Source organism: Allobosea sp. Root381 (genome assembly GCF_001429395.1).
GTDB lineage: Bacteria > Pseudomonadota > Alphaproteobacteria > Rhizobiales > Beijerinckiaceae > Allobosea.
Map to the genome: position 1 here is coordinate 100,753 of NZ_LMJT01000002.1, position 20,149 is coordinate 120,901.

Consider the following 20,149-nt stretch of genomic DNA (forward strand, 5'->3'; position numbering starts at 1 on the left):
GCGCATCAGAAAGCCTGCCCGATGCTGACATAGAGGGCGACCGGCTTGTCGCCCTTGCGGGGATTGAGCGGGGCGGCGATGTCGACCCTGATCGGGCCGATGCCGGTATAGTAGCGAAAGCCGAGGCCAGCGGCCATCTGCAGCTTCTGCTTGAAGTCCGGGATGCTACTCTCGAAGGCGGTGCCGGCATCGAAGAATGGCACGATGCCGATGGTGTCGGTGATCTTGATGCGCGCCTCGACCGAGGCCTCGAACAGGCTGCGTCCGCCGACCAGCTGGTTGTCCGGCCCGAGCGGCGAGAGCGTGCGATAGGCATAGCCGCGCACCGAGCCGCCGCCGCCGGCATAGAAGCGCCGCGTTGCCGGGATCTCGTCGAGGCTCGCGCCCGAGATCGAGCCGAGGCCGATGCGCCCGGCCAGCACGTAGCGGGCATCCTCGTCCAGCGCGTAATAGGCGGAAAAGGCCCCCTTGGCCTGGAAGATGCCGACTGTCGAGCCGAGGAAGGTCGGGTACGGCGTGACCGACCCCGTGACGCGGAAGCCGCGCGTCGGATCGAGCAGGCTGTCGGTCGAATCGTATTTCAGCGAGAGCGGGATGCCGATGAGGGTGTAGTCGACCTGTCCGAGCACGTCGCTGGTCTGACCGCGCTCGTATTCAATGCCCGCCTGGACCGAGAAGGTGTCGCTGAAGCGGCGCTGGATCGCCGTTGTGACGTTGGCGTAGCGGGCCGTGTAGCCGCCATAGCGGTTGGTGCCGACGCGCTGGCGCGTCGCCACGCCGTCGAGCAGCCAGTCATAGCGGCTGCCCCAGAGTGCCGGCTTCAGGAAGCTGAACGAGAAGCGCCCGCCTAGATCCGAGCGCTGGAAATCGTCGATCTTCGAGATCTTGGTGCCGTCGATGCGCGGGGCGAGGAAGATGTCGCCTTCGAGCCGCAGACGCTCGGCCCCGCCGAACAGGTTGCGATGCTCCCAATAGGTCTTCACCGCCGGGCCGTCGATGGTCGAGTAGCGGGCCGAGAAGCCGATCAGGCGCTTGGGGCGCTCGGTGACGTCGACGAAGATCGGCAGGTTGCCGTAGCCGTCCAGCTTGTCGTCTTCGCGGATGCGGACCGAACCGACGGCGGGGATCGTGGCGATGGAACGGCGCGTATCCGAGAGAGCCTTGGGCGAATAGGGATCGCCGGGCTCGAGATAGATGAAGGAGCGCACCACCGCCGGCGGAATCTCGTCGGTCTTGCCGATGGTGACGTCGCCGAAGCCGGCGAGCGGGCCGGGATCGACCACATACGTCACGTCCATGATGCGCGTGGCGTGGTCGACGACCGGATTCAGCGCCACCACCTTGGCCAGCGGGCGCGACTGGGCACGGAGATTATCGACCAGCGCCGCCCGCGCCGCCCTGAGTGCCGACGAGGTCGCGGGGTCGCCGGTCTTTAGCCGCGTGACCTTCTCCGGATCGGCGATGGCCCCCGCCTCGCCGCCGGTCTCGCGCACGGCGACGTCGCGAAGCTTGAAGACCGGGCCGGGCTGGACACGGACGGTAATCGGCACCGCATCGCGATTGCGATGCGCCTCCGCCGCACGGACCAGCGCGGCGCCGGGCTCCTGCCCGACCTTGAGAGAGACACCATCGACGGCGATCGCGATATCGGCATTGAAATAGCCCTGCGACCAGAGCGCATCGACCAGTGGATCGAGGTCGGCCGCCATGCGCCGCGCCAGCGTCTCGCCGTCGGGCGGGGCGTCCTGGCGCAGGCGGTAGAGCAGCGAGGCATCCTGAAGGGTGCGGGTCAGCGCCTTGGCGTTCTCGGCGTCGCCGAGATCGAAGTCGAGCCGATAGGGCAGCGCTGTGGCGCTCACGGCCGGCGGCTCGTCCTTCTTGGTGAACAGGCCGAAGACGTCCAGCGACGACAAATCAAAGGCCTGCGCCGGCACGGACTGGACGCCGAGGAACACGGCGAAAGCACAGCCGCTTCCGCCCGCAACAGCGCGGGCTACCCTCCGCCACGACCGCATCCGCCCTCCAGACAACGCCACAAGCACAAGGCGATTAAGGTCAAACTGTGTTCAGAGCATGATCGGCGGCAGTATCGAAAATCTTGGGCTGTTCGACAAGGCCGCCGGCCAAATCCTATCGCAGCGTCAGCGTTACTGCTCCAAGCGGGTTCAATTTGGCTACGATCTCGCCCTTGCCCGGCGAGAGCACCCCGCCGCAGAGGCTGCCCGTCGTGACGATCTGCCCGGCGCGCAGGCCGCCCATCAGCTCGTCCTTGCGGTTGGCCCAAGCGAGGAAGGGCGTCATCGGATCGCCATTTCCATGCACCGCCGGCTGGTCGTAGATCGTGACGCCGTTCAGCGAGATGAAGCAGGACAAGCCGGTGAGGTCGTCGAGGACCTTCATGTCGAGCTCCTGCCCGAGATAGTAGCCGCCATGGCCGAGCGCGTCGGCCAGCCAGAGTGCGAAAGGCGCGCCAAGCCAGTTGGCGAGGCGGCTCTCGACGATCTCGATGCCGAGATAGGCCTTGTCGCAATGGCCAAGCAGCTCGGCGCGCGAATAGGGTTGGCCGGGCCGCATGGGCACGTCCTTCGCGAGCCTGAGCGCGATCTCGATCTCGACGCGCAGCTCGGCGCCGATCGCGCCGTCATAGACATCGCCCGGCGCCAGCCAGGGGCCGGGCATCAGCCCGGCGACGGGCACCCCGCCCTCGGCGATCGCAACCTTCCAGCCGGCCTCGGCCTGGCCGAGGCGCTTCGCGATCTGCGCCTGCACGTCGAGGCCTTCCAGGAAGGAGGCGGGGACCGGCTGGGCCGTCATTTCGATGAGGGACTTGTCGCGGCGGGCGGCGACCAGCGAATCGCGCAAGGTCTCGTTCGTGGTCGGCATGCGTCTCGTCCCTGTCTCGTATCCGGCCGGATGGCCGCAGCATTCCTGCGTCAACAGCCTGCACGAGTGGCCGCCGCGACGCCACCCTGCTAAACGGACGGGCCGGATTGAACAAGGCGCGGCCGCGCGCGGCGAAAGCCTCTCCGCTTGTCCCGCGTGGCGGCGAGCGTCATGAAGGCGGCCGACAGGCAGCGCCCCTTCAGGAGACCGGGACCATGGCCCATTCCGCCAACGACCAGCGCATCGACTATGTCGAATTCGTCGTGGCCGATCTCGACCGGTCGAGCGCCTTCTATGCCGCCGCCTTCGGCTGGACGATGACGGATTACGGCCCGACCTACCGCGCCTTCACCGATGGGCGCCTGGAAGGCGGCTTCACCACCGAGGGCGAGAAGCGGCCGGGCGGGCCGCTGGTCATCCTCTATGCCGACGACCTCGTCGCGACGCAGGCGCGGATCGAGGCTGCCGGCGGGCGCATCGTCAGGCCGGTCTTCGACTTCCCCGGCGGCCGGCGCTTCCACTTCGCCGATCCGGACGGCTACGAGCTTGCGGTCTGGTCGAAGGGGTGAGGCACCCGCGGAAATCCCCGACAATCCCGCGGCACGCAGAGTCTTAGCCGTTATCGGTACTGGACTCCGCCGCGGAAAGTCGCAAAAGGCGGACGCAGCGGCATGGCGGGACGGCGATAGCCGCCCTCGCGGCCGATCGCGACCGGAGAACGACCCGCGGCAGCCGGGCGGACAAGAACACCGATCAGGACCCTGGAGGAGACGAAGATGAAGTCGAAACTCGCCATCGCCGCCATGCTGGCGGCCGGCCTCGCCCTGCCCGCTTCGGCGCAGGACAAGATCAAGCTCGTCGACGTGATCGAGCTTTCGGGCGCGGGCGCCACCGCCGGAACCAATTTCAAGAACGGCGCCGACCTCGCCGTCGCCGACATCAACGCCAAGGGCGGCATCCTCGGCAAGCAGGTCGAGATCGTCCATTACGACAGCCAGACCAATCCGGGTAACACCCGCGCCGCCGTGCAGCGCGGCATCGACGAGGGCGCCTACGCCATTCTCGGGCCAGTGTTTTCCGGGCCGATCGCCGCCTCGATGCAGATCTCGCAGCGCGCCGAGACCGCGCAGATCGTCGCCGGCGAGGCCGCCGGCTTCACCAAGCAGGGCAACCCCTACATCTTCCGCACCTCGCTCAGCCAGGCGGCGGCGATGCCGAAGATCGCGAAGTACCTGAAGGACACCGTCAAGGCCGGCTCGGTCGCGGTCGTCTGGGTCAACAACGATTTCGGCAAGGGCGGCCGCGACGCGATCCTGCCCGAGCTCGAGAAGGCCGGCATCAAGGTCGCGGTCGATGTCGCCACCGAACAGGGCCAGGCCGACTTCGCCGCCGACGCGATCAAGGTCAAGAATTCCAACGCCGACGCCGTCTTCGTCTATCTGAACGAGGAGGAGAGCGCCCGCTTCCTGCGCGCCGCCAAGCAGCAAGGCATCACCAAGCCCATGATCGGCGAGACCACTCTGCTCGGCGCCAAGGTGCTGGAGCTGGCGGGCGATGCCGCCAACGGCGTACGCGGCCATGTCGGCCTCTCGACCGATGCGCCAATTCCGGCCCTGCAGGAATTCGGCAAGCGCTATCGCGAGAAATACGGCTTCGCCTCGGACCATAACGGCATCAAAGGCTACATGGCCGTCCATATGGTGAAATGGGCGACCGAGAAGCAGAAGAAGATCGACCGCAAGGGCCTGGCCGACACGCTGCGCGGCGCCACCATCAAGGCGAGCGAGGAGCCCGGCATCCTGATGGACACGGTGATCGAGCAGAACGGCGACCTCGACCGCGAGAGCTTCCTCGCCGAGGTGATCGACGGCAAGCAGGTGATCAACACCACCCTGCCGCGCATCAAACCGTAAGGACGCGCGGAGCCGTCATTGCGAGCGCAGCGAAGCGATCCAGGGGCGGCAGCGCTCTACCTCCTCCTGGATTGCTTCGTCGCTGCGCTCCTCGCAATGACGGCAGCGCGCCGATCAACGCCAAGATGGTTGGGTCTGGCCCGGCCATTACGCGCCCACCGAGCACGATCGCCATGGCCGAATTCACCGCCTATCTCATCGCCGGCATCGCCACGGGGGCGATCTATGCGCTCGCCGCGATCGGCTTCACGCTGGTCTGGCAGACCTCGCAGACGATCAACTTCGCCCAGGGCGAGTTCGTCATGCTGCCGGCGGTGCTGGTGCTGCTGGCGGTGAAGCTGTTCGGCGCGCCGCTCTGGCTCGGCGCGCTGATCGGGATTTTCGCCTTCATCCTGATATTCGGGGCGGGCTTCAAGCTCGTCGTGGTCGATCCGATGATCAGGCATGGCGTGCTGCCGCTCGCCATCGCCACCATGGCGCTGTCGATCATCATGAAGGAAGGCGCCAAGGACGGCTTTTCGGCCGAGGCCCAGAACTTCCCCTCCTTCGTGCCGACATCGACGATCGAGGTCTTCGGCGCCGCGATCTCGCTGCAGCATCTGACGATCATCGCCTGCGCCTTCGCCGTGATCGGGGCGCTGCAATGGTTCGTCGGCGGAACCCGGCTCGGCCGCCAGATGCAGGCGACGGCACAGAACCCGACGGTCGCGCGCATCCTCGGCATACCCGTAGAGCGCATGGTCTTGCTGACCTTCGTGATCAATGCGGCGCTCGCCGTGGTCGCCTCGGTGCTGATCTCGCCGATCTATCTGGCGAAGTTCTCGAATGGCGAGGTGATCGGGCTGTTCGCCTTCATCGCGGCGATCGTCGGCGGCTTCAACCAGGTCCGCGGCGCGCTGGTCGGCGGGCTCGTCGTCGGCGTGATCGACTCGCTGGCGGCGGCCTACATCTCCAGCTCCTACCGGCTGGCCGTGCCGCTGGTGCTGCTGGTCGTGATCATCCTGCTCAAGCCGGAAGGGCTGATGGGCCGCAAGGAGGAGCGCCGGGTATGAGCGCACCTGCGACCACCAACGACCTGTCGCGGCCGCGCGGCCGCGCCCTCCCCGGCCTGATCGACGGAACCCTCGTCACGCTGCTGCTCGGCGCCGCAATCCTGTGGTTTGCCCCCGTCGGCATGGGGCGCTACGGCACCTATGTGCTCTCGCTCTGGCTGGTGATGAGCATCGCCGTGATGGGGCTCAACCTGACGCTGGGCTATGCCGGGCTGAAGTCGCTGGCGCAGGCCGCCTTCATGGGCCTCGGCGCCTATACGACCGCGCTGCTGACGACCAAGCTCGGCGTCTCCTGGTATGCCGCCTTCGCGCTGTCGGGCCTGCTGACTTTCGCGGTGGGGATCGTGCTCGGCTTCCCGGCGCTCAGGGTCAAGGCGCATTACCTCGCCTTCGTCACGCTCGCCTTCTCGACGCTGATCTGGCTGATCCTGCGAAACGAGCAGTGGCTCACCGGCGGCGTCTTCGGCATCTCCAACATCAACCGGCCGGACTTCTTCGGCATCAAGCTGTTCGGCGCGCTGGAATTCCATCGCTTCGTCGTGGCGGTGACGCTGATCCTCGCCGTCGCGCAATGGTGGCTGATCCGTAGTCCCTGGGGCCGGGCCTTCACGGCGCTGCGCGAGAACCCGATCCGCGCCGCGAGCCTGGGCATCGATACGCGTGCGTATACGCTGCTCGCCTTCGCCATCGGCTCGGCCTATGCGGGGTTTGCGGGGGCGCTCTATGCGCCGCTCGTCGAGTTCATCGACCCCTCGCCCTTCTCGCTGTCGCAGAGCTTCTTCCTGCTGCTGATGGTGGTCGCGGGCGGGGCCGGCTATCTGCTCGGCCCCTTCGTCGGCGCGCTGCTTGGCGTCGTGCTGCCGGAATGGCTGCGCTTCGCCGGTTCGCTCTACCTGATCATCTTCGCCAGCATCGTGCTGCTGCTGCTGATCGCCTGCCCGCAGGGGGTGAGCGGCCTGCTGGAGCGCGGCTGGACGAAGCTGACCGGCCGTCGCGGAGGCACGCGATGAGCCAGGTTCTCGAAGTCAGCAATCTCCACAAGGCCTTCGGCGGCATCAAGGCGGTCGACGGCGTCTCCTTCTCGGTGAAGGAAGGCGAGATCCTCGGGATCATCGGGCCGAATGGCTGCGGCAAGTCGACCCTGTTCAACTGCATCCTCGGCCAGTTGGAGCCGACCGAGGGCGCGGTGAAGCTCGACGGGCGCGACATCACCAATATGCGTCCCTCGGCGCTGAACCGGCTCGGAGTCAGCCGCACCTTCCAGCTGCTGCAGGTCTTCCCCGAGCTCTCGGTCCGCGAGAACCTGATCCTCGCCGGCCAGGAGCATCAGGGTTCGATGCTGTCGCGGCTGTTCGGCGCACGCGACGCCGGGCTGACGGACAAGGCCGAGCAGATGATCGGCTTCTTCAAGCTCGGCCATCTGGCGGATGCCAAGGCCGGCGGGCTCTCCTATGGCCAGCAGAAGCTGCTCGACGCGGCCATGGCCTTCATGGCGGGCCCGCGCCTCGTCCTGCTCGACGAGCCGGCCGGCGGCGTCAACCTGACCATGCTGGGCGACCTGAAGGAGCGCCTGCGCGCGATCAACGCCGAACAGGGCGCGACCTTCGTCGTGATCGAGCACAACATGGATTTCGTGATGAGCCTGTGTTCGCGGGTGATCGTGCTGGCCGAGGGCAAGGTTCTGGCGGAAGGCACGCCGGCCGAGGTCAGGGCCAACCCGGCCGTGATCGAGGCCTATCTGGGGCATTGAGGGGCATGCGATGACCACTCCCATCCTCGAACTCGACGGCGTGGTCGGCGGCTATGGCGCCATGACCATCCTGAACGGCACGACCTTCAAGGTGCCGCGCGGCGCCATCACCACGGTGATCGGCCCCAACGGCGCCGGCAAGTCGACCGTGTTCAAGGCGATCTTCGGCTTGCTCAAGGTGCGTGAGGGCCAGATCAGGCTCGAAGGCGCCGACATCACCAACCGGAGCCAGCGCAAGCTGCTGGAGGCCGGAATCTGCTACGTGCCGCAGGGCCGCAACATCTTCCCCGAGCTCTCGGTGCGCCACAATATCGAGCTGGGAGCCGTCGCGGCGGGCTCGCACATCACCGACATGCCGAAGCGCATCGAGGCGGCGCTCGACCGCTTCCCGGCCCTGCGCGCCAAGGCCAACGCCCAGGCCTCCACCCTGTCGGGCGGGCAGCAGAAGCAGCTCGAGATCGTGCGCGGGCTCTTGCTCGACCCCAAGCTCGTACTGATCGACGAGCCCTCGATCGGGCTCTCGCCGATGCTGGTGCAGGAGACCTTCGCGATCCTGATGGAGCTGCGCGCCAGGGGCGTGACCATCCTGATGATCGAGCAGAACGCTCGCTCGGCCCTGGAGATTTCCGACGAAGGGCTCGTGCTCGAACTGGGGCAGACCCGGATGCAGGGGCCGGCGGCCGAGATCCTGGCCGATCCGCGCGTCGCCCAGCTCTTCCTCGGCGGCGCGATGACGGAGGCGGCGTGACGGTTTGGCCCGCCCGTCATGCTCGGCCTCGTGCCAAGCATCGACGTCTTGAACACGACGCTCGACCAGCGAAGGCGTGGATGGTCGGGCCAAGCCCGGCCATGACGGACAGCCGGCGGCAGCAATCAGTGAGGACTACCCGATGACCGCTCCCCTCAAGATCGCCCTCGTCGGCGCCGGCCTGATCGGCCGCGTGCATCTGGAGCGGCTCGATGCCTCGCAGGATTGCGACTGCGCCGCGATCTGCGACCCGACGGATGCCGCAAAGGCGCTCGCCGCCGAGCGCGACCTGCCCTGGTTCGCCTCGATCGGCGAGATGCTGGCGGCAATGAAGCCGGACGGCGCGATCATCGCTACGCCAAACGCACTGCATGTGCCGGGAGCGATCCAATGCCTCGAAGCCGGCATCCCGGTGCTGATCGAGAAACCACTGGCCGAGAGCGTCGCGGCGGCGCAGCGCCTGGTCGAGGCGCAGGCGCGCACCGGGATCCCCGTGCTCGGCGGCCATCACCGCCGCCACAACCCGATCGTCAAGGCGGCGCGGAAGGTCGTGCAGGAGGGCCGGCTGGGGCGCCTCGTCGCCGTCAACTCGCTGTTCCTGATCCGCAAGCCGGACGACTATTTCGACGTCGCCTGGCGGCGCGAGGCCGGCGGGGGGCCGGTGCTGATCAACCTGATCCACGACATCGACAATCTCCGCTTCATCTGCGGCGAGATCGAGAGCGTGCAGGCGATGACCTCGAACGCGACACGCGGCTTCGCCGTCGAGGACACCGCCGCGCTGATCTTCCGCTTCGCCAATGGCGCGCTCGGCACGGCCACCGTCTCGGACACGACGCCGACACCCTGGAGCTGGGAGCTCTCCTCCGGCGAGAACAAGGCCTATCCGCAGCGCGACGGCCATTGCTACCTGATCGCCGGCAGCGAGGGCTCGCTCTCCCTGCCCGCGCTCGAACGCTGGCATTACGAGGGCCGGCAAGGCTGGTGGGAGCCGCTGCTGCGGGAGAGCCTCGCCATCGAACCGCTCGAACCGCTGGCCGAGCAGATCCGCCATTTCTGCGCCGTGATCCGCGGCACGGAGGCCCCGATCACCGATGCGGCGGACGCGGCGCGCACGCTCGCGGTGGTCGAGGCGGTGGGCGAAGCGGCACGGCTGGGCCGGCCGGTTGGCGTTACGACCGGCTGATCAGCTCGACCGCCCGCGGCGGATCTAGGGTGCGCGCTGGGGCGGCTTCTGCTCGGTCGCGCAGGCCTGCGCCGCCTTGTGCGCCTTGACGATACGCTCCTCGAAGGCCCTCAACAGGTCCTTGTCGAGCTTGCCGCCCATCTGCACGAGAATGTCGAAGGCGGCTTCGGGCGCCATCGGGGCCTTGTAGCTGCGCCGCTCGATCAGGGCGGCATAGATGTCGCAGATCGTGATGATCCGCACGATGTCGGGGATCTCGGCGCCGCTCAGCCCGTCGGGATAGCCCGTGCCGTCGAGATATTCGTGGTGGGAGCGGACGGCGGTGAGCACCACCGGCGCGAACCCGCCCTGGGCCAGAAGCATGGCGTGGCCGATCTCGGGATGGGTCCGCACCATCGCCTGTTCGGCCTCGTCGAGCGGGCCGGGCTTGTGCAGCACCTCCAGGGGAATCCGGGCCTTGCCGATATCGTGCAGCACCGCGGCGCGCGTCACCAGCTCGCGGTCCGCCGCCGAGAAGCCGAGCCTGTGCGCGAAGCTCGCGGCGAGGCCTGCGACCAGCATGCAGTGCTGGTAGGTGAGATCGTCGTAGTTCCAGACGATCTGGAGCAGATCACCGAGATTGCCCGCCCCGGCCACCTCGTCGATCGACCGGACCGAGGCATCGACCGCTCCCCGCGTGACGGGCTTCCCCGCCGATGCAGCGCCCAGCATGTCAGCGAGAGACGCGGCCGCGACCGTAAGCTGGCTGCGGGTGAAGGCGGCCGCATCGCTGGCGGCCTCGCCACCCTCGCCTTCCTGCAGCAGCCGGGTGATCGTCTTCGCGAGCAGCGACGGCGGGACGTCGGCCGGCAAGACCTCGGTCGCGCCGACGGCCTGGGCCTGGATGGCGGAGCGCAGGGTGGTGTCCCGCAGCAGGCAGAGAAAGGGCGTGCCGCGCGGCCGGTGGCGGGCGAGAGCCGCCCGAATGGTTTCGACCGCCTGCCCGTTCCCGATGTCGGCGTCGCTCACGACGATCCTGGGCCTTGTTGCGCTTCCGTCTCCGCTCCCCTGCCCGCCAAGCCGGACGACGGCGCAGGGACCCAACAGCGTCAGGCCCCGCGCAATGTCCCGGCTTTGGTCCGAGCGATCGGTGATAAGAAGCATTCCAACACGTGTCCGCGGCACGCCATCATCGCATGAAGGCGCCATGGGGCACAGCAATTATGAATGAAATACCTATCGCGGCGCAGCAAAGCGACCAAATGGAACTATTCGGCAGCGATCACGGAGCGATCTCGACTACGACGTTGACGCTGGTGCCGTAGTTGTTCTCGCCGCGCTCGACCGGCACATAGCTGTCGGCAGCGGCCGCCCGCATCACCTTACCGAGCGGCATCGGGCCAGAGCGCGTCGGCCGCTCCTCGATGGCGAGGATGCGCCCGAGCTTGACACCCGCAGCCTCGGCCAGCGTGCGCGCCCGCTCCAGCGCGTCGGCCACGGCACGCTTGCGCGCCTCGGCAAGGCCAGGCTTGAGATCGTCGTTGACGAAGGTGATGTCGCCGCCCTGGTTGACGCCGAGGCTCACCGTCTTGTCGAGGATGGCGCCGACGGTGGAGAGATCCCGGATGCGCACCGTCAGGGAATTGCTGGCCGCGTAGCCGCTGATCTTCGGCGCCTGGGGCTTCGCCTGCGGGCCGGGCTGGGTATAGCGCGGCTGAATGTTCAGGCCCGAGGTCTGCAGGTCGCGCTCGGCAATGCCGGCTTCCTTAAGTGCCGCCAGCACCTGCTTCATCGCAGCGCTGCCGACGCTCACCGCCTCGCGCGCCGTCTCGGCCTCGCGCAGCACCGAGAGATTGAGGATCGCCATGTCCGGGGCGAGGCTGACCTCACCCTCCCCGGTGACGCTGATGCGCGGCGTCGGCTCGGCCCGGCCCTGCTGCGCCATGGCGGGGACCGACAGCGCCGCAGCGGCGCAGATGAGCGCCGATCCGAGGAACATGGGGGTTAGGCTTTTCGACATCGAACGATCCTGTTGCTCTCGGCCTTTAGAGGCGAAGCGAGACAAGCAGGGCCATCATGTCGAAATTATTGCCGGGCGACGGCCTCTAGCCTCGCCCGGCCCTGCGGTGAAGCGCCGCGCCATCGCGTCATTCCTCGACCAGCCGCCTCGCGATGACCTGCGCCTGGATCTCGGCTGCCCCCTCGAAGATGTTCAGGATGCGGGCGTCGCAGAGCACGCGGCTGATGGCATATTCCAGCGCAAAGCCATTGCCGCCATGGATTTGCAGGGCGTTGTCGGCGGCGGCCCAGGCGACGCGGGCGCCGAGCAGCTTGGCCATGCCAGCCTCGAGATCGCAGCGGCGCCCGGCATCCTTTTCGCGCGCAGCGAAATAGGTGAGCTGGCGGGCGATCAGGATCTCGGCCGCCATCATCGCGAGCTTGTCGGCGACGCGCGGGAAGGCGATCAGCTTCTTGCCGAACTGGACGCGCTCCTTGGCGTAGCGCAGGCCGAGGTCGAAGGCCGATTGCGCGACGCCGACGGCGCGCGCCGCAGTCTGGATGCGGGCCGCCTCGAAGGTTTGCATCAGCTGCTTGAAGCCCTGCCCCTCGACGCCGCCGAGCAGGTTTTCGGCCTTGACCGCGAAGCTGTCGAAAGCGAGCTCGTATTCCTTCATGCCGCGATAGCCGAGCACCTCGATCTCGCCGCCGGTAAGGCCCTCGACCGGAAAGGGATCGGCATCGGTTCCGCGCGGCTTCTCGGCGATCAGCATCGAGAGCCCGCGATAGCCGGCGGCGTCCGGGTCGGTGCGAACCAGGAGCGTCATGATGTCGGCGCGGACGGGATGGGTGATCCAGGTCTTGTTGCCGGAAACCTTCCAGACAGCGGCATCCCCCTCGCCTTCCCTGACGGCGCGGGTGCGCAGGCTGGCGAGGTCCGAGCCGGTGTTGGGCTCGGTGAAGACCGCGGTGGGCAGGATCTCGCCCGAGGCGATCTTCGGCAGCCATTTCGCCTGCTGCTCCGGCGTGCCGCCGCAGAGGATCAGCTCGGCCGCGATCTCGGAGCGCGTGCCGAGCGAGCCGACGCCGATATAGCCGCGCGACAGCTCCTCCGAGACGACGCACATCGAGACCTTGGACAGGCCCATGCCGCCGAACTCCTCGGGGATGGTCAGGCCGAAGACGCCGAGTTCGGCCATCTTCTCGACCACCGCGATCGGGATGTAGTCGTTCTTCAGGTGCCACTCATGCGCGTGGGGAGCGACCTCGGCCGCGCAGAAGCGGCGCATCTCGGAGCGGATCGCTTCAAGGGTCTCGTCGAGACCGGGATCACCGACGCCGGCGGCGCCGTCATCCTGGCTGAACAGCGAAACCAGGCGGGCGCGGTTCTCCGGCGTGTTGCCATCCGCGATCAGCGCATCAGCGGCCGGCGTCCGCGCCGCGGCGATGGCCTTCGCCGGCAGGCCGAGCGCCGCCAGCCGGACGATTTCGCCCTGGCTCATCGGAATGCCGCCGAGAATCTGCGCGGCATATTCGCCTGCGCCGATCCTGATCGCGTAATCCTCGACCGCACCGTAACGGTCCTCCGCCGCGAGGCGCTCGCCATAGGCCTTGAGCTCGCGCAGCGCCATGACATAGGTCGCGAGCCAGGACAGGCCGTGGGCGGCGTGCTGCTCGGCCTCAAGCAGCGCAGCCGAAATCCTGCCGTCGGCCGTAACCTTGGCGCGGACCGCAGCGATCGCCTCCTGCAGCAGAGTCTCGAAGCCGGGCAGCGCCGCCGCGATCAGATCAATGGCATTGGCGGGGGCATGCGAGGCGGCGGCGTTGGCGCTCATGAAAATCTCTCCCTTGCTGCGACGCAGCATAGGCTGAAGGGCGGAGAGACGAAAACCCGGCTTTCGACGGAGTTCGCGCGCTACTTCCGGCTGGCCAGAGCGACGCCGGCGACGGTCAGCGCCATGCCGGCGATCTGGATCGGCGACAGGGTCTCGCCGAAGAGGAACCAGGCCTCGAGCGCCACCAGCGCCGGCACGAGATAGAGGAAGGTCGCGATGCGCGAGACCTCGCCCCGGCGCAGCATCAGCAGATAAAGCCCGATGCCGCCCAGCGAGAGCGCCAGCACCGACCAGGCCAGCACGAGTGCCATGGTCAGGTTCCACTCGATGCGCATCGGCTCGAGCATGAAGGCGAGCGGGACCGTGAACAGGAAGGCGGCGAGGTACTGGACGGTGGTGACGGTCCGCAGGTCGCCCGAGACGATGCGGGCCTTCTGGTAGAAGGAACCGGCGGTGACGGCGAACATGCCGACGACATTGATCGCTACCGGCAGCAGGATGCCCCAGAGCGCCACGGGGTCGACACCGACCAGCTTGGGTTCGAGCACCAGCCCGATGCCGAGGAAACCACAGAGGATGCCGGCCCAGCGGATCGGCGAGATGCGCTCGCCGACGAGGGCCGGCGCCAGCATGGCGGTGAGGATCGGCTGCAAGCCCGCGATCAGCCCGGAGATGCCGGCCGGCAGGCCGTGACGCACTGCCCACCAGACACCGCAGAGATAGATGCCGTGGAGCAGGATGCCGGCGACGATGCAGTCGAGCCAGGCGCGTGGCGTCGCCGGCCAGGGCGCCTTCACGGCAACGGAGAACGCGGCGAGCAGCAGGCCCGCGCTTGCGAAGCGGACGCTGAGGAATGTCAGCGGATCCGCGTACTGTGCCGAATAGCCCGCGACGATCCAGCCCGACGACCAGAGGAAGGTGAAGATCAGCGGGATGGCGCGCAGGAACAGGGGTGAGGACAGCATGGAAACGGCTTTCGGGGCCAGATTGCTTAGGCCCGAGGGAGCCGGATGTCGCCCCACGCCGACGCCGCGGCGTCATGCTTGCGCCGGGTCAAACGCTCGCAATTCAGTCGCGGTCGGGCGCTCCGGGCGGGAAGAAGCCGCGATAGGGCCTCGCCTCCTCGACCGCCCGCGCGAAGGACGGGCGCGCGAGCAGCCGCGCCCGGTAGGCGCGCGTATTCGGGAAGGCGGTGTCGATCTCGTGGACCCAGTCGGCGTAGAACAGGGCCGGCGCCGCCGCACAATCCGCCAGGCCGAATTCGTCACCGCAGGACCATTCGCGCGCGCCGAGCCGGCCGTCCAGCCACTCATAGGCCGAATCCAGCATGGCGCGGGCTTCGGCGACGCCATGTGGGTCGCGATTCTCCGGCTCGCGGATATGGTCGAAGACGATCTTCTGCATCGGCGTCATGACGTAGTTGTCGAAGAAGCGGTCCATCATCCTGACCGCGAGCGCCGCCCTCGCATCCGCCGGAAGCATCCGCGTCGAGCCGGGATGCGCCAGCGCCAGATGCTCGATGATGACGCTCGATTCCAGCACGGTCTCGGCCCCGTCGACCAGCACCGGGAAGCGCTTCAGCGGCCACAGCGCGGCAAGCTCCTCGCCGGCCTGCGGATCGTCGAAGTCGAGCAGGCGATAGCTGAAGGGCGTGTCGTTCTCGTAGAGAGCGACCAGCACCTTCTGGCAGTAGGAGGAGAAGGGGTGCGCATAGAGCTGGAGCGACATCGCGACCTCGGAACGGAGATTCACTTTACCGATCGTTTAAGTGTTATCTCTCGGCAACGCAAGCCGAGCGGTGCTGTCCGCGTCACGCATCCCCGTCGTGAGGCGCCGTCACTGCGAGGAGCGTGAGCGACGCAGCAATCCAGAGCGGCAGTGCTCTACGGCCCCCTGGATCCCTTCGTCGCTTCGTTCCTCGCAATGACGAAACTATCGCGCCAGCGCCTCCGCCACGTCCTCATAGGTCCGCAAGCCCGTGCGCGGGGCATAGACCAGCACGGCCATGTTGCCGGGCGCGTGCTCGTTCTTCCACATCTTGTGGTGGGCGAGCGGGATCTTGTCCCAGGGGAAGACCTCGGACATGCAGGGGTCGATGCGGCGGTCGAGCACGAACTGGTTGGCGGCGCTCGCCTGCTTGAGATGGGCGAAATGCGAGCCCTGGACGCGCTTCTGGCGCATCCAGACATAGCGGGCGTCGAAGGTGATGTTGAAGCCCGAGGTGCCGGCACAGAACACCACCATGCCGCCGCGCTTTGCGACGAGGCAGGAGACCGGGAAGGTGCTCTCGCCCGGATGCTCGAAGACGATGTCGACATCCTTCTTGCCGGTGACGTCCCAGATCGCCTTGCCGAACTTCCGGGCCTCCTTCACCCAGGCGTCGTATTCGGGCGAGTTGACCTTGGGCATCTGGCCCCAGCAGTCGAAGTCCTTGCGGTTGACCACGCCCTTGGCGCCCAGCCCCAGGACATAGTCGCGCTTGGTCTCGTCCGAGATCACGCCGATGGCGTTGGCGCCCGAGGCCGCGCAGAGCTGCACGCCGAAGACGCCGAGGCCGCCGGAGGCACCCCAGACGAGAACGTTGTCGCCAGGCTTGATGGTGTGCGGAGCATGACCGAACAGCATGCGGTAGGCCGTCGCCAGGGTCAGCGTGTAGCAGGCGGCCTCCTCCCAGGCGAGGTGCCGGGGCTTCTGCATCAGCTGGCGCGACTGGACCCGACAGAACTGCGCGAAGGAGCCGTCCGGCGTCTCATATCCCCAGATGCGCTGCGAGGGGGAGAACATCGGATCGCCGCCGTTGCACTCCTCGTCGTCGCCGTCATCCTGGTTGCAATGGACGATGACCTCGTCGCCGACCTTCCAGCGCTTCACCTTGGAGCCGACCGCCCAGACGATGCCGGCACAGTCGGAGCCTGCTATGTGGAGCGCGCCCTTGTGCACGTCGAAGGGCGAGATCGGCTGGCCGAGCCCGGCCCAGATACCGTTGTAGTTGACGCCGCCGGCCATCACGAGGAGCAGCACCTCTTCCTCGCCGATCGCCCAGGTCGGCACGACCTCGATCTGGAAGCTCTCCTGCGGCGGCCCGTGGCGCTCCCGGCGGATCGTCCAGGCATACATGCTGGCGGGGACATGGCCGAGCGGCGGCAATTCGCCGAGTTCGTAGAGATCCTTGAGCGGTGTCGCGGAGGCATGCGGCTTCGACATGTCGTCTCTCCCTGCTTGGTCCGCGGTTGGAGACAGGCGCGAGCGTCCCGGCGGACTTGCCCTCAGTGGCGGACTTGCCCTCGATCATGCATCTTATGCTGCGCTGCGCCATCCATCCATCGAACTATGCCGCAGCGCAAAATGCGCTCACATCCTCCAGCAGCCGAATGTGCCCGGCACCGGCGCGGCGCAGCACAAGCTTAACCGAAGCCTGCTAGACCTGCGCCGGACAATTCCGGGGACTTCCATGCGCGCTCTGCTTTTGATGCTCGGACTGCCGGATATGTCGACGCCGCAGCTGGTGATCTTCCTCGCCATCGTGGCGGTGGGCGTGCTGCTGTTCGGCTGGATTTCCGACATGCTGCTGCGCGACGGGGCCTTCGGTATCATCCTCAACGGCCTGATGATCCTGGCCGGCGCGATCGGCGGGGCCCTACTTTGGCGCAAGCTCGGCTATACGATCGGCCATAATCCCGCGCTCATCGCCTCCTTCGTCGCCCTGGGCGCGGGCCTGGCGACGCTCGTCGCGCTCAGTGCGCTGCGGCGCTGGCTCTGAGCGGCCGGCAAGCGGAGCACTTGCCGCAAGCGGCTCTCAGGCCGGGCGATGTGCCGCCAGCATGTAGTTCACATCCATGTCGCGAGCCGCGCTCCAGCGCCCGGTCAGCGGGTTGTAGACCACGCCCGTCTGCGCCCCGAGCGCGAAACCGTTGGCCGCGATCGCATCGCCCAGTTCGTCAGGCGTGACGAACCTCTCCCAGTCATGGGTGCCCCTCGGTAGCCAGCGCAGGACGTATTCGGCGCCGACGATGGCGAGCGCATAGGATTTCAGCGTGCGGTTAAGGGTGGCCATTACCAGCAGCCCGCCGGGCTTCACCGCGGCGCAGCAGGCGGCAACAAAGGCCTCGACATCCGCGACGTGCTCGACCACCTCCATCGCCAGCACGATGTCGAAGCGCCTGCCCCCGGCGACGACCGCCTCGATCGTCTCTTCGCGGTAGTCGATCGCCAGCCCGCCGGCCTCGGCATGGGTGCGGGCGACCGCGATGTTGGTCGGTGCGGGGTCGAGGCCGGTGACCTCGGCGCCGAGCCGGGAGAGTGGCTCGGACAGCACGCCGCCGCCGCAGCCGATATCGACCAGGCTGAGGCCTTCGAGGGATCGCATCGTCTTCGGATCGCGCCCGAAATGCGCGCAGGCCTCGTCGCGGACGAAGGCGAGCCGCACGGGATTGAACTTGTGCAGGACGGCCATGGGTCCCTTCGGGTCCCACCAGTCGCGCGCGATCGCATCGAAGCGGGCGACCTCGGCCGGGTCGATCGTCGAGCCTGTGCGCTGGGTCGCAGCCGCCATGAACCGGTCCTTCGTTTACGCGGCGCCGCATTGACACCGCGCCTGCCGCCCGTCATCTACACCCGCCCTTGCGCCAGCGCGAGGGCGACCTTTCGACCCGGCCATGCGGCCGGCGACACACTATCGAGAGCCCGAACACCGCCATGGCCCGTCTGGTGATGAAATTCGGCGGCACTTCCGTCGCCACTGTCGAGCGCATCAAGAACGCGGCGCGGCACGTCAAACGCGAGTTCGAGGCCGGCCACGAGGTCGCGATCGTGGTCTCGGCCATGTCGGGCAAGACCAACGAGCTCGTCGCCTGGTGCAAGGAGGCGTCGCCGTTCCACGACCCGGCGGAGTACGACGTCGTCGTCGCCTCGGGCGAGCAGGTCACCTCCGGCCTGATGGCGCTGGTGCTGCAGGAGATGGGGCTTCCCGCCCGCTCCTGGCAGGGCTGGCAGATCCCGCTCTACGGCTCGGACGCGCATGGCGCGGCCCGGATCGAGAGCGTCGACGGCGCCGGCATCCTCGCCGGCTTCGACCGCAATCGCGAGATCGCCGTCTGCTCCGGCTTCCAGGGCGTCAACCCGCGCACGCACCGCATCGTCACGCTCGGCCGCGGCGGCTCGGACACCAGCGCGGTCGCGCTCGCGGCCGGGCTGAAGGCCGATCGCTGCGACATCTACACCGATGTCGACGGCGTCTACACCACCGATCCGCGCATCGTGCCGAAGGCAAGGCGCATGGACAAGGTCTCCTTCGAGGAAATGCTCGAAATGGCCTCGCTCGGCTCAAAGGTGCTGCAGGTGCGCTCGGTCGAGATCGCCATGACGCAGCGCGTGCCGACCTATGTGCGCTCCTCCTTCGACGACCCCGAAAACCCCAATCCAGGCACCCTCATCTGCGACGAGGACGACATCGTGGAACAGCAGATCGTCACCGGCATCGCGTTCTCGCGCGACGAAGCCCAGATCACGCTCCGGCGCGTGGCCGACAAGCCCGGCGTCGCGGCGGCGATCTTCGGACCGCTCGCCGACGCCAATATCAATGTCGACATGATCATCCAGGTCGTCTCCGACGACCAGGCGACCACCGACATCACCTTCACCGTGCCGACGGCCGATTACGAGCGCGCCAGGACCCTGCTGGAGGGGCTGCAGGAAACGATCCATTACCAGGCGCTTCAGGGCGCGACGGACGTGGTCAAGATCTCGGCCATCGGCATCGGCATGCGCAGCCATGCCGGCGTCGCGGCGCGTGCCTTCCGGGCGCTCTCGGAGAAGGGCATCAACATCCGCGCGATCACGACCTCCGAGATCAAGTTCTCGGTGCTGATCGACGCTGCCTATACCGAGCTCGCGGTGCGCACCCTGCACTCGCTCTACGGGCTCGACGCCGCCTAGAGACCCCACACCCTCCTCGCATTCCGCGAGGAGGGTGTGTTTCTGCGGGCCGCCTGAGCCGAAAGGCCTATGGCGCGCGGCAGCATCGGCTGGCAGACGGGCGGATAGCTTCCTGCCAGACTGCCAATCATGCGCATCGCCGTCCTGACGGATCTCCATGCCAACCGCGAGGCGACGGAAGCCGTCCTCGCTGCCGTCGAGCGCCTCGCGCCCGACCGGATCGTCCTGCTCGGCGATCTCGTCGGCTATGGGCCCGACCCCGCCTTCGCCGTCGAGGCCGCAGAGCGGCTGGTCGCGGACGGCGCGATCTGCCTGCTCGGCAACCATGACGAAGCGGCGATCCATGGGCCGTCGGGCATGACGCCGCACGCCCATGACGCGATCCTGTGGACGCGCGAGCAGCTTTCGCCGGCGCATCTGGCCTTTCTCGCAAAGCTGCCGCTCTCGGCCGAGCTGCCCGGCATGCTCCTCGTCCACGCCAGCGCGCGCTCCCCGGCGCAATGGCCCTATGTCACCAGCGAGAAGGCGGCTGCCGAATGCCTGGCCGCCGCCGCCGCGCCGCTCGTGCTCTGCGGCCACACGCATGTGCCGGTGATCTATTACGCGCTGCCGGGACGCATGCCTGTCAGCTTCACGCCGCTGGAGCATGTCGCCGCGCCGCTCTCGGCGATCCGCCGTCATGTCGTGGTGGTCGGTGCTGTCGGCCAGCCACGCGACGGCAATCCGGCCGCCTGCTTCGCCCTGCTCGACACCGACCGGGCGGAAATCAGCATGATCCGCGTGCCCTACGACATGCAGGAAACCGCGCGAAAGATCCGGGAATACGGGCTGCCTGACTGGCTCGCCTTACGCCTGCAGATCGGCCGCTAGA

General features: G+C 67.7%; 19 protein-coding genes. 10 read left to right on the forward strand and 9 right to left on the reverse strand.

The window, feature by feature from the left end:
* Nucleotides 1-5: 5 nt before the first annotated feature.
* Both ASE63_RS04055 and ASE63_RS04060 read right to left on the reverse strand, forming a co-directional pair.
* Nucleotides 6-1,955, reverse strand: a complete 1,950-nt coding sequence (locus ASE63_RS04055) for an autotransporter assembly complex family protein (protein ID WP_244491271.1) — start codon at nucleotides 1,953-1,955, stop codon at nucleotides 6-8.
* Between the two features lie 175 nt (nucleotides 1,956-2,130).
* Nucleotides 2,131-2,883 (reverse strand): hypothetical protein, encoded by a 753-nt coding sequence (locus ASE63_RS04060; protein ID WP_056796969.1) that lies wholly within the window; start codon nucleotides 2,881-2,883, stop codon nucleotides 2,131-2,133.
* A gap of 215 nt (nucleotides 2,884-3,098) precedes the next feature.
* Here ASE63_RS04060 and ASE63_RS04065 point away from each other — a divergent pair, with 215 nt between their 5' ends.
* The 7 genes from ASE63_RS04065 (at nucleotide 3,099) to ASE63_RS04095 (ending at nucleotide 9,532) form a co-directional block, all read left to right on the forward strand.
* A complete protein-coding gene (locus tag ASE63_RS04065; RefSeq protein WP_056796971.1) occupies nucleotides 3,099-3,452 on the forward strand; it encodes a VOC family protein in 354 nt (117 codons plus the stop codon).
* Between the two features lie 207 nt (nucleotides 3,453-3,659).
* Nucleotides 3,660-4,796, forward strand: coding sequence for an ABC transporter substrate-binding protein (locus ASE63_RS04070; RefSeq protein WP_056796974.1), 1,137 nt, complete (start codon nucleotides 3,660-3,662; stop codon nucleotides 4,794-4,796).
* A 173-nt stretch (nucleotides 4,797-4,969) separates the two neighbouring features.
* On the forward strand, nucleotides 4,970-5,848 hold the full coding sequence (locus tag ASE63_RS04075) for a branched-chain amino acid ABC transporter permease (protein WP_056796977.1): 879 nt from the start codon (nucleotides 4,970-4,972) through the stop codon (nucleotides 5,846-5,848).
* On the forward strand, nucleotides 5,845-6,858 hold the full coding sequence (locus ASE63_RS04080; protein ID WP_082609645.1) for a branched-chain amino acid ABC transporter permease: 1,014 nt from the start codon (nucleotides 5,845-5,847) through the stop codon (nucleotides 6,856-6,858). Before ASE63_RS04075 ends, ASE63_RS04080 begins: the two co-directional genes overlap by 4 nt.
* A complete protein-coding gene (locus tag ASE63_RS04085) occupies nucleotides 6,855-7,598 on the forward strand; it encodes an ABC transporter ATP-binding protein (RefSeq protein WP_056796980.1) in 744 nt (247 codons plus the stop codon). The genes ASE63_RS04080 and ASE63_RS04085 overlap by 4 nt, the downstream gene beginning before the upstream one ends.
* A 10-nt stretch (nucleotides 7,599-7,608) precedes the next feature.
* Nucleotides 7,609-8,346 carry an ABC transporter ATP-binding protein gene (locus tag ASE63_RS04090; RefSeq protein ID WP_056796983.1) on the forward strand — a complete coding sequence of 246 codons (738 nt, stop codon included), beginning with the start codon at nucleotides 7,609-7,611 and terminating at the stop codon, nucleotides 8,344-8,346.
* Nucleotides 8,347-8,488: 142 nt separating this feature from the next.
* Nucleotides 8,489-9,532 (forward strand): Gfo/Idh/MocA family oxidoreductase, encoded by a 1,044-nt coding sequence (locus ASE63_RS04095; RefSeq protein WP_056796985.1) that lies wholly within the window; start codon nucleotides 8,489-8,491, stop codon nucleotides 9,530-9,532.
* A 24-nt stretch (nucleotides 9,533-9,556) separates the two neighbouring features.
* Here ASE63_RS04095 and ASE63_RS04100 read toward each other — a convergent pair whose 3' ends face one another.
* From ASE63_RS04100 to ccrA, 6 genes are all read right to left on the reverse strand, one after another.
* On the reverse strand, nucleotides 9,557-10,540 hold the full coding sequence (locus tag ASE63_RS04100; RefSeq protein WP_056796987.1) for an HD domain-containing phosphohydrolase: 984 nt from the start codon (nucleotides 10,538-10,540) through the stop codon (nucleotides 9,557-9,559).
* 253 nt (nucleotides 10,541-10,793) lie between these two features.
* A complete protein-coding gene (locus ASE63_RS04105; RefSeq protein ID WP_056796990.1) occupies nucleotides 10,794-11,531 on the reverse strand; it encodes an SIMPL domain-containing protein in 738 nt (245 codons plus the stop codon).
* Between the two features lie 127 nt (nucleotides 11,532-11,658).
* Nucleotides 11,659-13,344 carry an acyl-CoA dehydrogenase family protein gene (locus tag ASE63_RS04110; protein WP_056797114.1) on the reverse strand — a complete coding sequence of 562 codons (1,686 nt, stop codon included), beginning with the start codon at nucleotides 13,342-13,344 and terminating at the stop codon, nucleotides 11,659-11,661.
* 80 nt (nucleotides 13,345-13,424) lie between these two features.
* Nucleotides 13,425-14,309, reverse strand: coding sequence for a DMT family transporter (locus ASE63_RS04115; RefSeq protein ID WP_056796994.1), 885 nt, complete (start codon nucleotides 14,307-14,309; stop codon nucleotides 13,425-13,427).
* Between the two features lie 103 nt (nucleotides 14,310-14,412).
* A complete protein-coding gene (locus ASE63_RS04120; RefSeq protein WP_056797117.1) occupies nucleotides 14,413-15,072 on the reverse strand; it encodes a glutathione S-transferase family protein in 660 nt (219 codons plus the stop codon).
* Between the two features lie 204 nt (nucleotides 15,073-15,276).
* Nucleotides 15,277-16,548 (reverse strand): crotonyl-CoA carboxylase/reductase, encoded by a 1,272-nt coding sequence (gene ccrA, locus ASE63_RS04125; protein WP_056796997.1) that lies wholly within the window; start codon nucleotides 16,546-16,548, stop codon nucleotides 15,277-15,279.
* A gap of 283 nt (nucleotides 16,549-16,831) precedes the next feature.
* Between ccrA and ASE63_RS04130 the strand changes: the two genes are divergently transcribed.
* Nucleotides 16,832-17,104: a hypothetical protein gene (locus ASE63_RS04130; RefSeq protein WP_156410180.1), complete on the forward strand. Its 273-nt coding sequence runs from the start codon at nucleotides 16,832-16,834 to the stop codon at nucleotides 17,102-17,104.
* A 36-nt stretch (nucleotides 17,105-17,140) separates the two neighbouring features.
* Here ASE63_RS04130 and ubiG read toward each other — a convergent pair whose 3' ends face one another.
* On the reverse strand, nucleotides 17,141-17,896 hold the full coding sequence (ubiG, locus tag ASE63_RS04135) for a bifunctional 2-polyprenyl-6-hydroxyphenol methylase/3-demethylubiquinol 3-O-methyltransferase UbiG (protein ID WP_056797004.1): 756 nt from the start codon (nucleotides 17,894-17,896) through the stop codon (nucleotides 17,141-17,143).
* Nucleotides 17,897-18,039: 143 nt separating this feature from the next.
* Between ubiG and ASE63_RS04140 the strand changes: the two genes are divergently transcribed.
* Both ASE63_RS04140 and ASE63_RS04145 read left to right on the forward strand, forming a co-directional pair.
* The gene (locus ASE63_RS04140; protein WP_056797006.1) at nucleotides 18,040-19,278 is read left to right on the forward strand and encodes an aspartate kinase; all 1,239 of its coding nucleotides are present in this window, start codon (nucleotides 18,040-18,042) and stop codon (nucleotides 19,276-19,278) included.
* A 129-nt stretch (nucleotides 19,279-19,407) separates the two neighbouring features.
* Complete coding sequence (locus ASE63_RS04145; RefSeq protein WP_056797009.1) at nucleotides 19,408-20,148, forward strand: metallophosphoesterase family protein; 741 nt, start codon at nucleotides 19,408-19,410, stop codon at nucleotides 20,146-20,148.
* Nucleotide 20,149 lies beyond the last annotated feature (1 nt).

Excerpts from the sequence above, each read along its gene's own strand:
- ASE63_RS04070 (WP_056796974.1), top strand. The coding sequence starts at position 3,660 with ATGAAGTCGAAACTCGCCATCGCCGCCATGCTGGCGGCCGGCCTCGCC.
- ASE63_RS04080 (WP_082609645.1), top strand. The coding sequence starts at position 5,845 with ATGAGCGCACCTGCGACCACCAACGACCTGTCGCGGCCGCGCGGCCGC.
- ASE63_RS04060 (WP_056796969.1), bottom strand. The coding sequence starts at position 2,883 with ATGCCGACCACGAACGAGACCTTGCGCGATTCGCTGGTCGCCGCCCGC.
- ASE63_RS04115 (WP_056796994.1), bottom strand. The coding sequence starts at position 14,309 with ATGCTGTCCTCACCCCTGTTCCTGCGCGCCATCCCGCTGATCTTCACC.
- ASE63_RS04065 (WP_056796971.1), top strand. The coding sequence starts at position 3,099 with ATGGCCCATTCCGCCAACGACCAGCGCATCGACTATGTCGAATTCGTC.
- ASE63_RS04145 (WP_056797009.1), top strand. The coding sequence starts at position 19,408 with ATGCGCATCGCCGTCCTGACGGATCTCCATGCCAACCGCGAGGCGACG.
- ASE63_RS04120 (WP_056797117.1), bottom strand. The coding sequence starts at position 15,072 with ATGTCGCTCCAGCTCTATGCGCACCCCTTCTCCTCCTACTGCCAGAAG.
- ASE63_RS04140 (WP_056797006.1), top strand. The coding sequence starts at position 18,040 with ATGGCCCGTCTGGTGATGAAATTCGGCGGCACTTCCGTCGCCACTGTC.
- ASE63_RS04110 (WP_056797114.1), bottom strand. The coding sequence starts at position 13,344 with ATGAGCGCCAACGCCGCCGCCTCGCATGCCCCCGCCAATGCCATTGAT.
- ASE63_RS04075 (WP_056796977.1), top strand. The coding sequence starts at position 4,970 with ATGGCCGAATTCACCGCCTATCTCATCGCCGGCATCGCCACGGGGGCG.
- ASE63_RS04130 (WP_156410180.1), top strand. The coding sequence starts at position 16,832 with ATGTCGACGCCGCAGCTGGTGATCTTCCTCGCCATCGTGGCGGTGGGC.
- ASE63_RS04105 (WP_056796990.1), bottom strand. The coding sequence starts at position 11,531 with ATGTCGAAAAGCCTAACCCCCATGTTCCTCGGATCGGCGCTCATCTGC.
- ASE63_RS04090 (WP_056796983.1), top strand. The coding sequence starts at position 7,609 with ATGACCACTCCCATCCTCGAACTCGACGGCGTGGTCGGCGGCTATGGC.
- ccrA (WP_056796997.1), bottom strand. The coding sequence starts at position 16,548 with ATGTCGAAGCCGCATGCCTCCGCGACACCGCTCAAGGATCTCTACGAA.
- ASE63_RS04095 (WP_056796985.1), top strand. The coding sequence starts at position 8,489 with ATGACCGCTCCCCTCAAGATCGCCCTCGTCGGCGCCGGCCTGATCGGC.
- ubiG (WP_056797004.1), bottom strand. The coding sequence starts at position 17,896 with ATGGCGGCTGCGACCCAGCGCACAGGCTCGACGATCGACCCGGCCGAG.
- ASE63_RS04085 (WP_056796980.1), top strand. The coding sequence starts at position 6,855 with ATGAGCCAGGTTCTCGAAGTCAGCAATCTCCACAAGGCCTTCGGCGGC.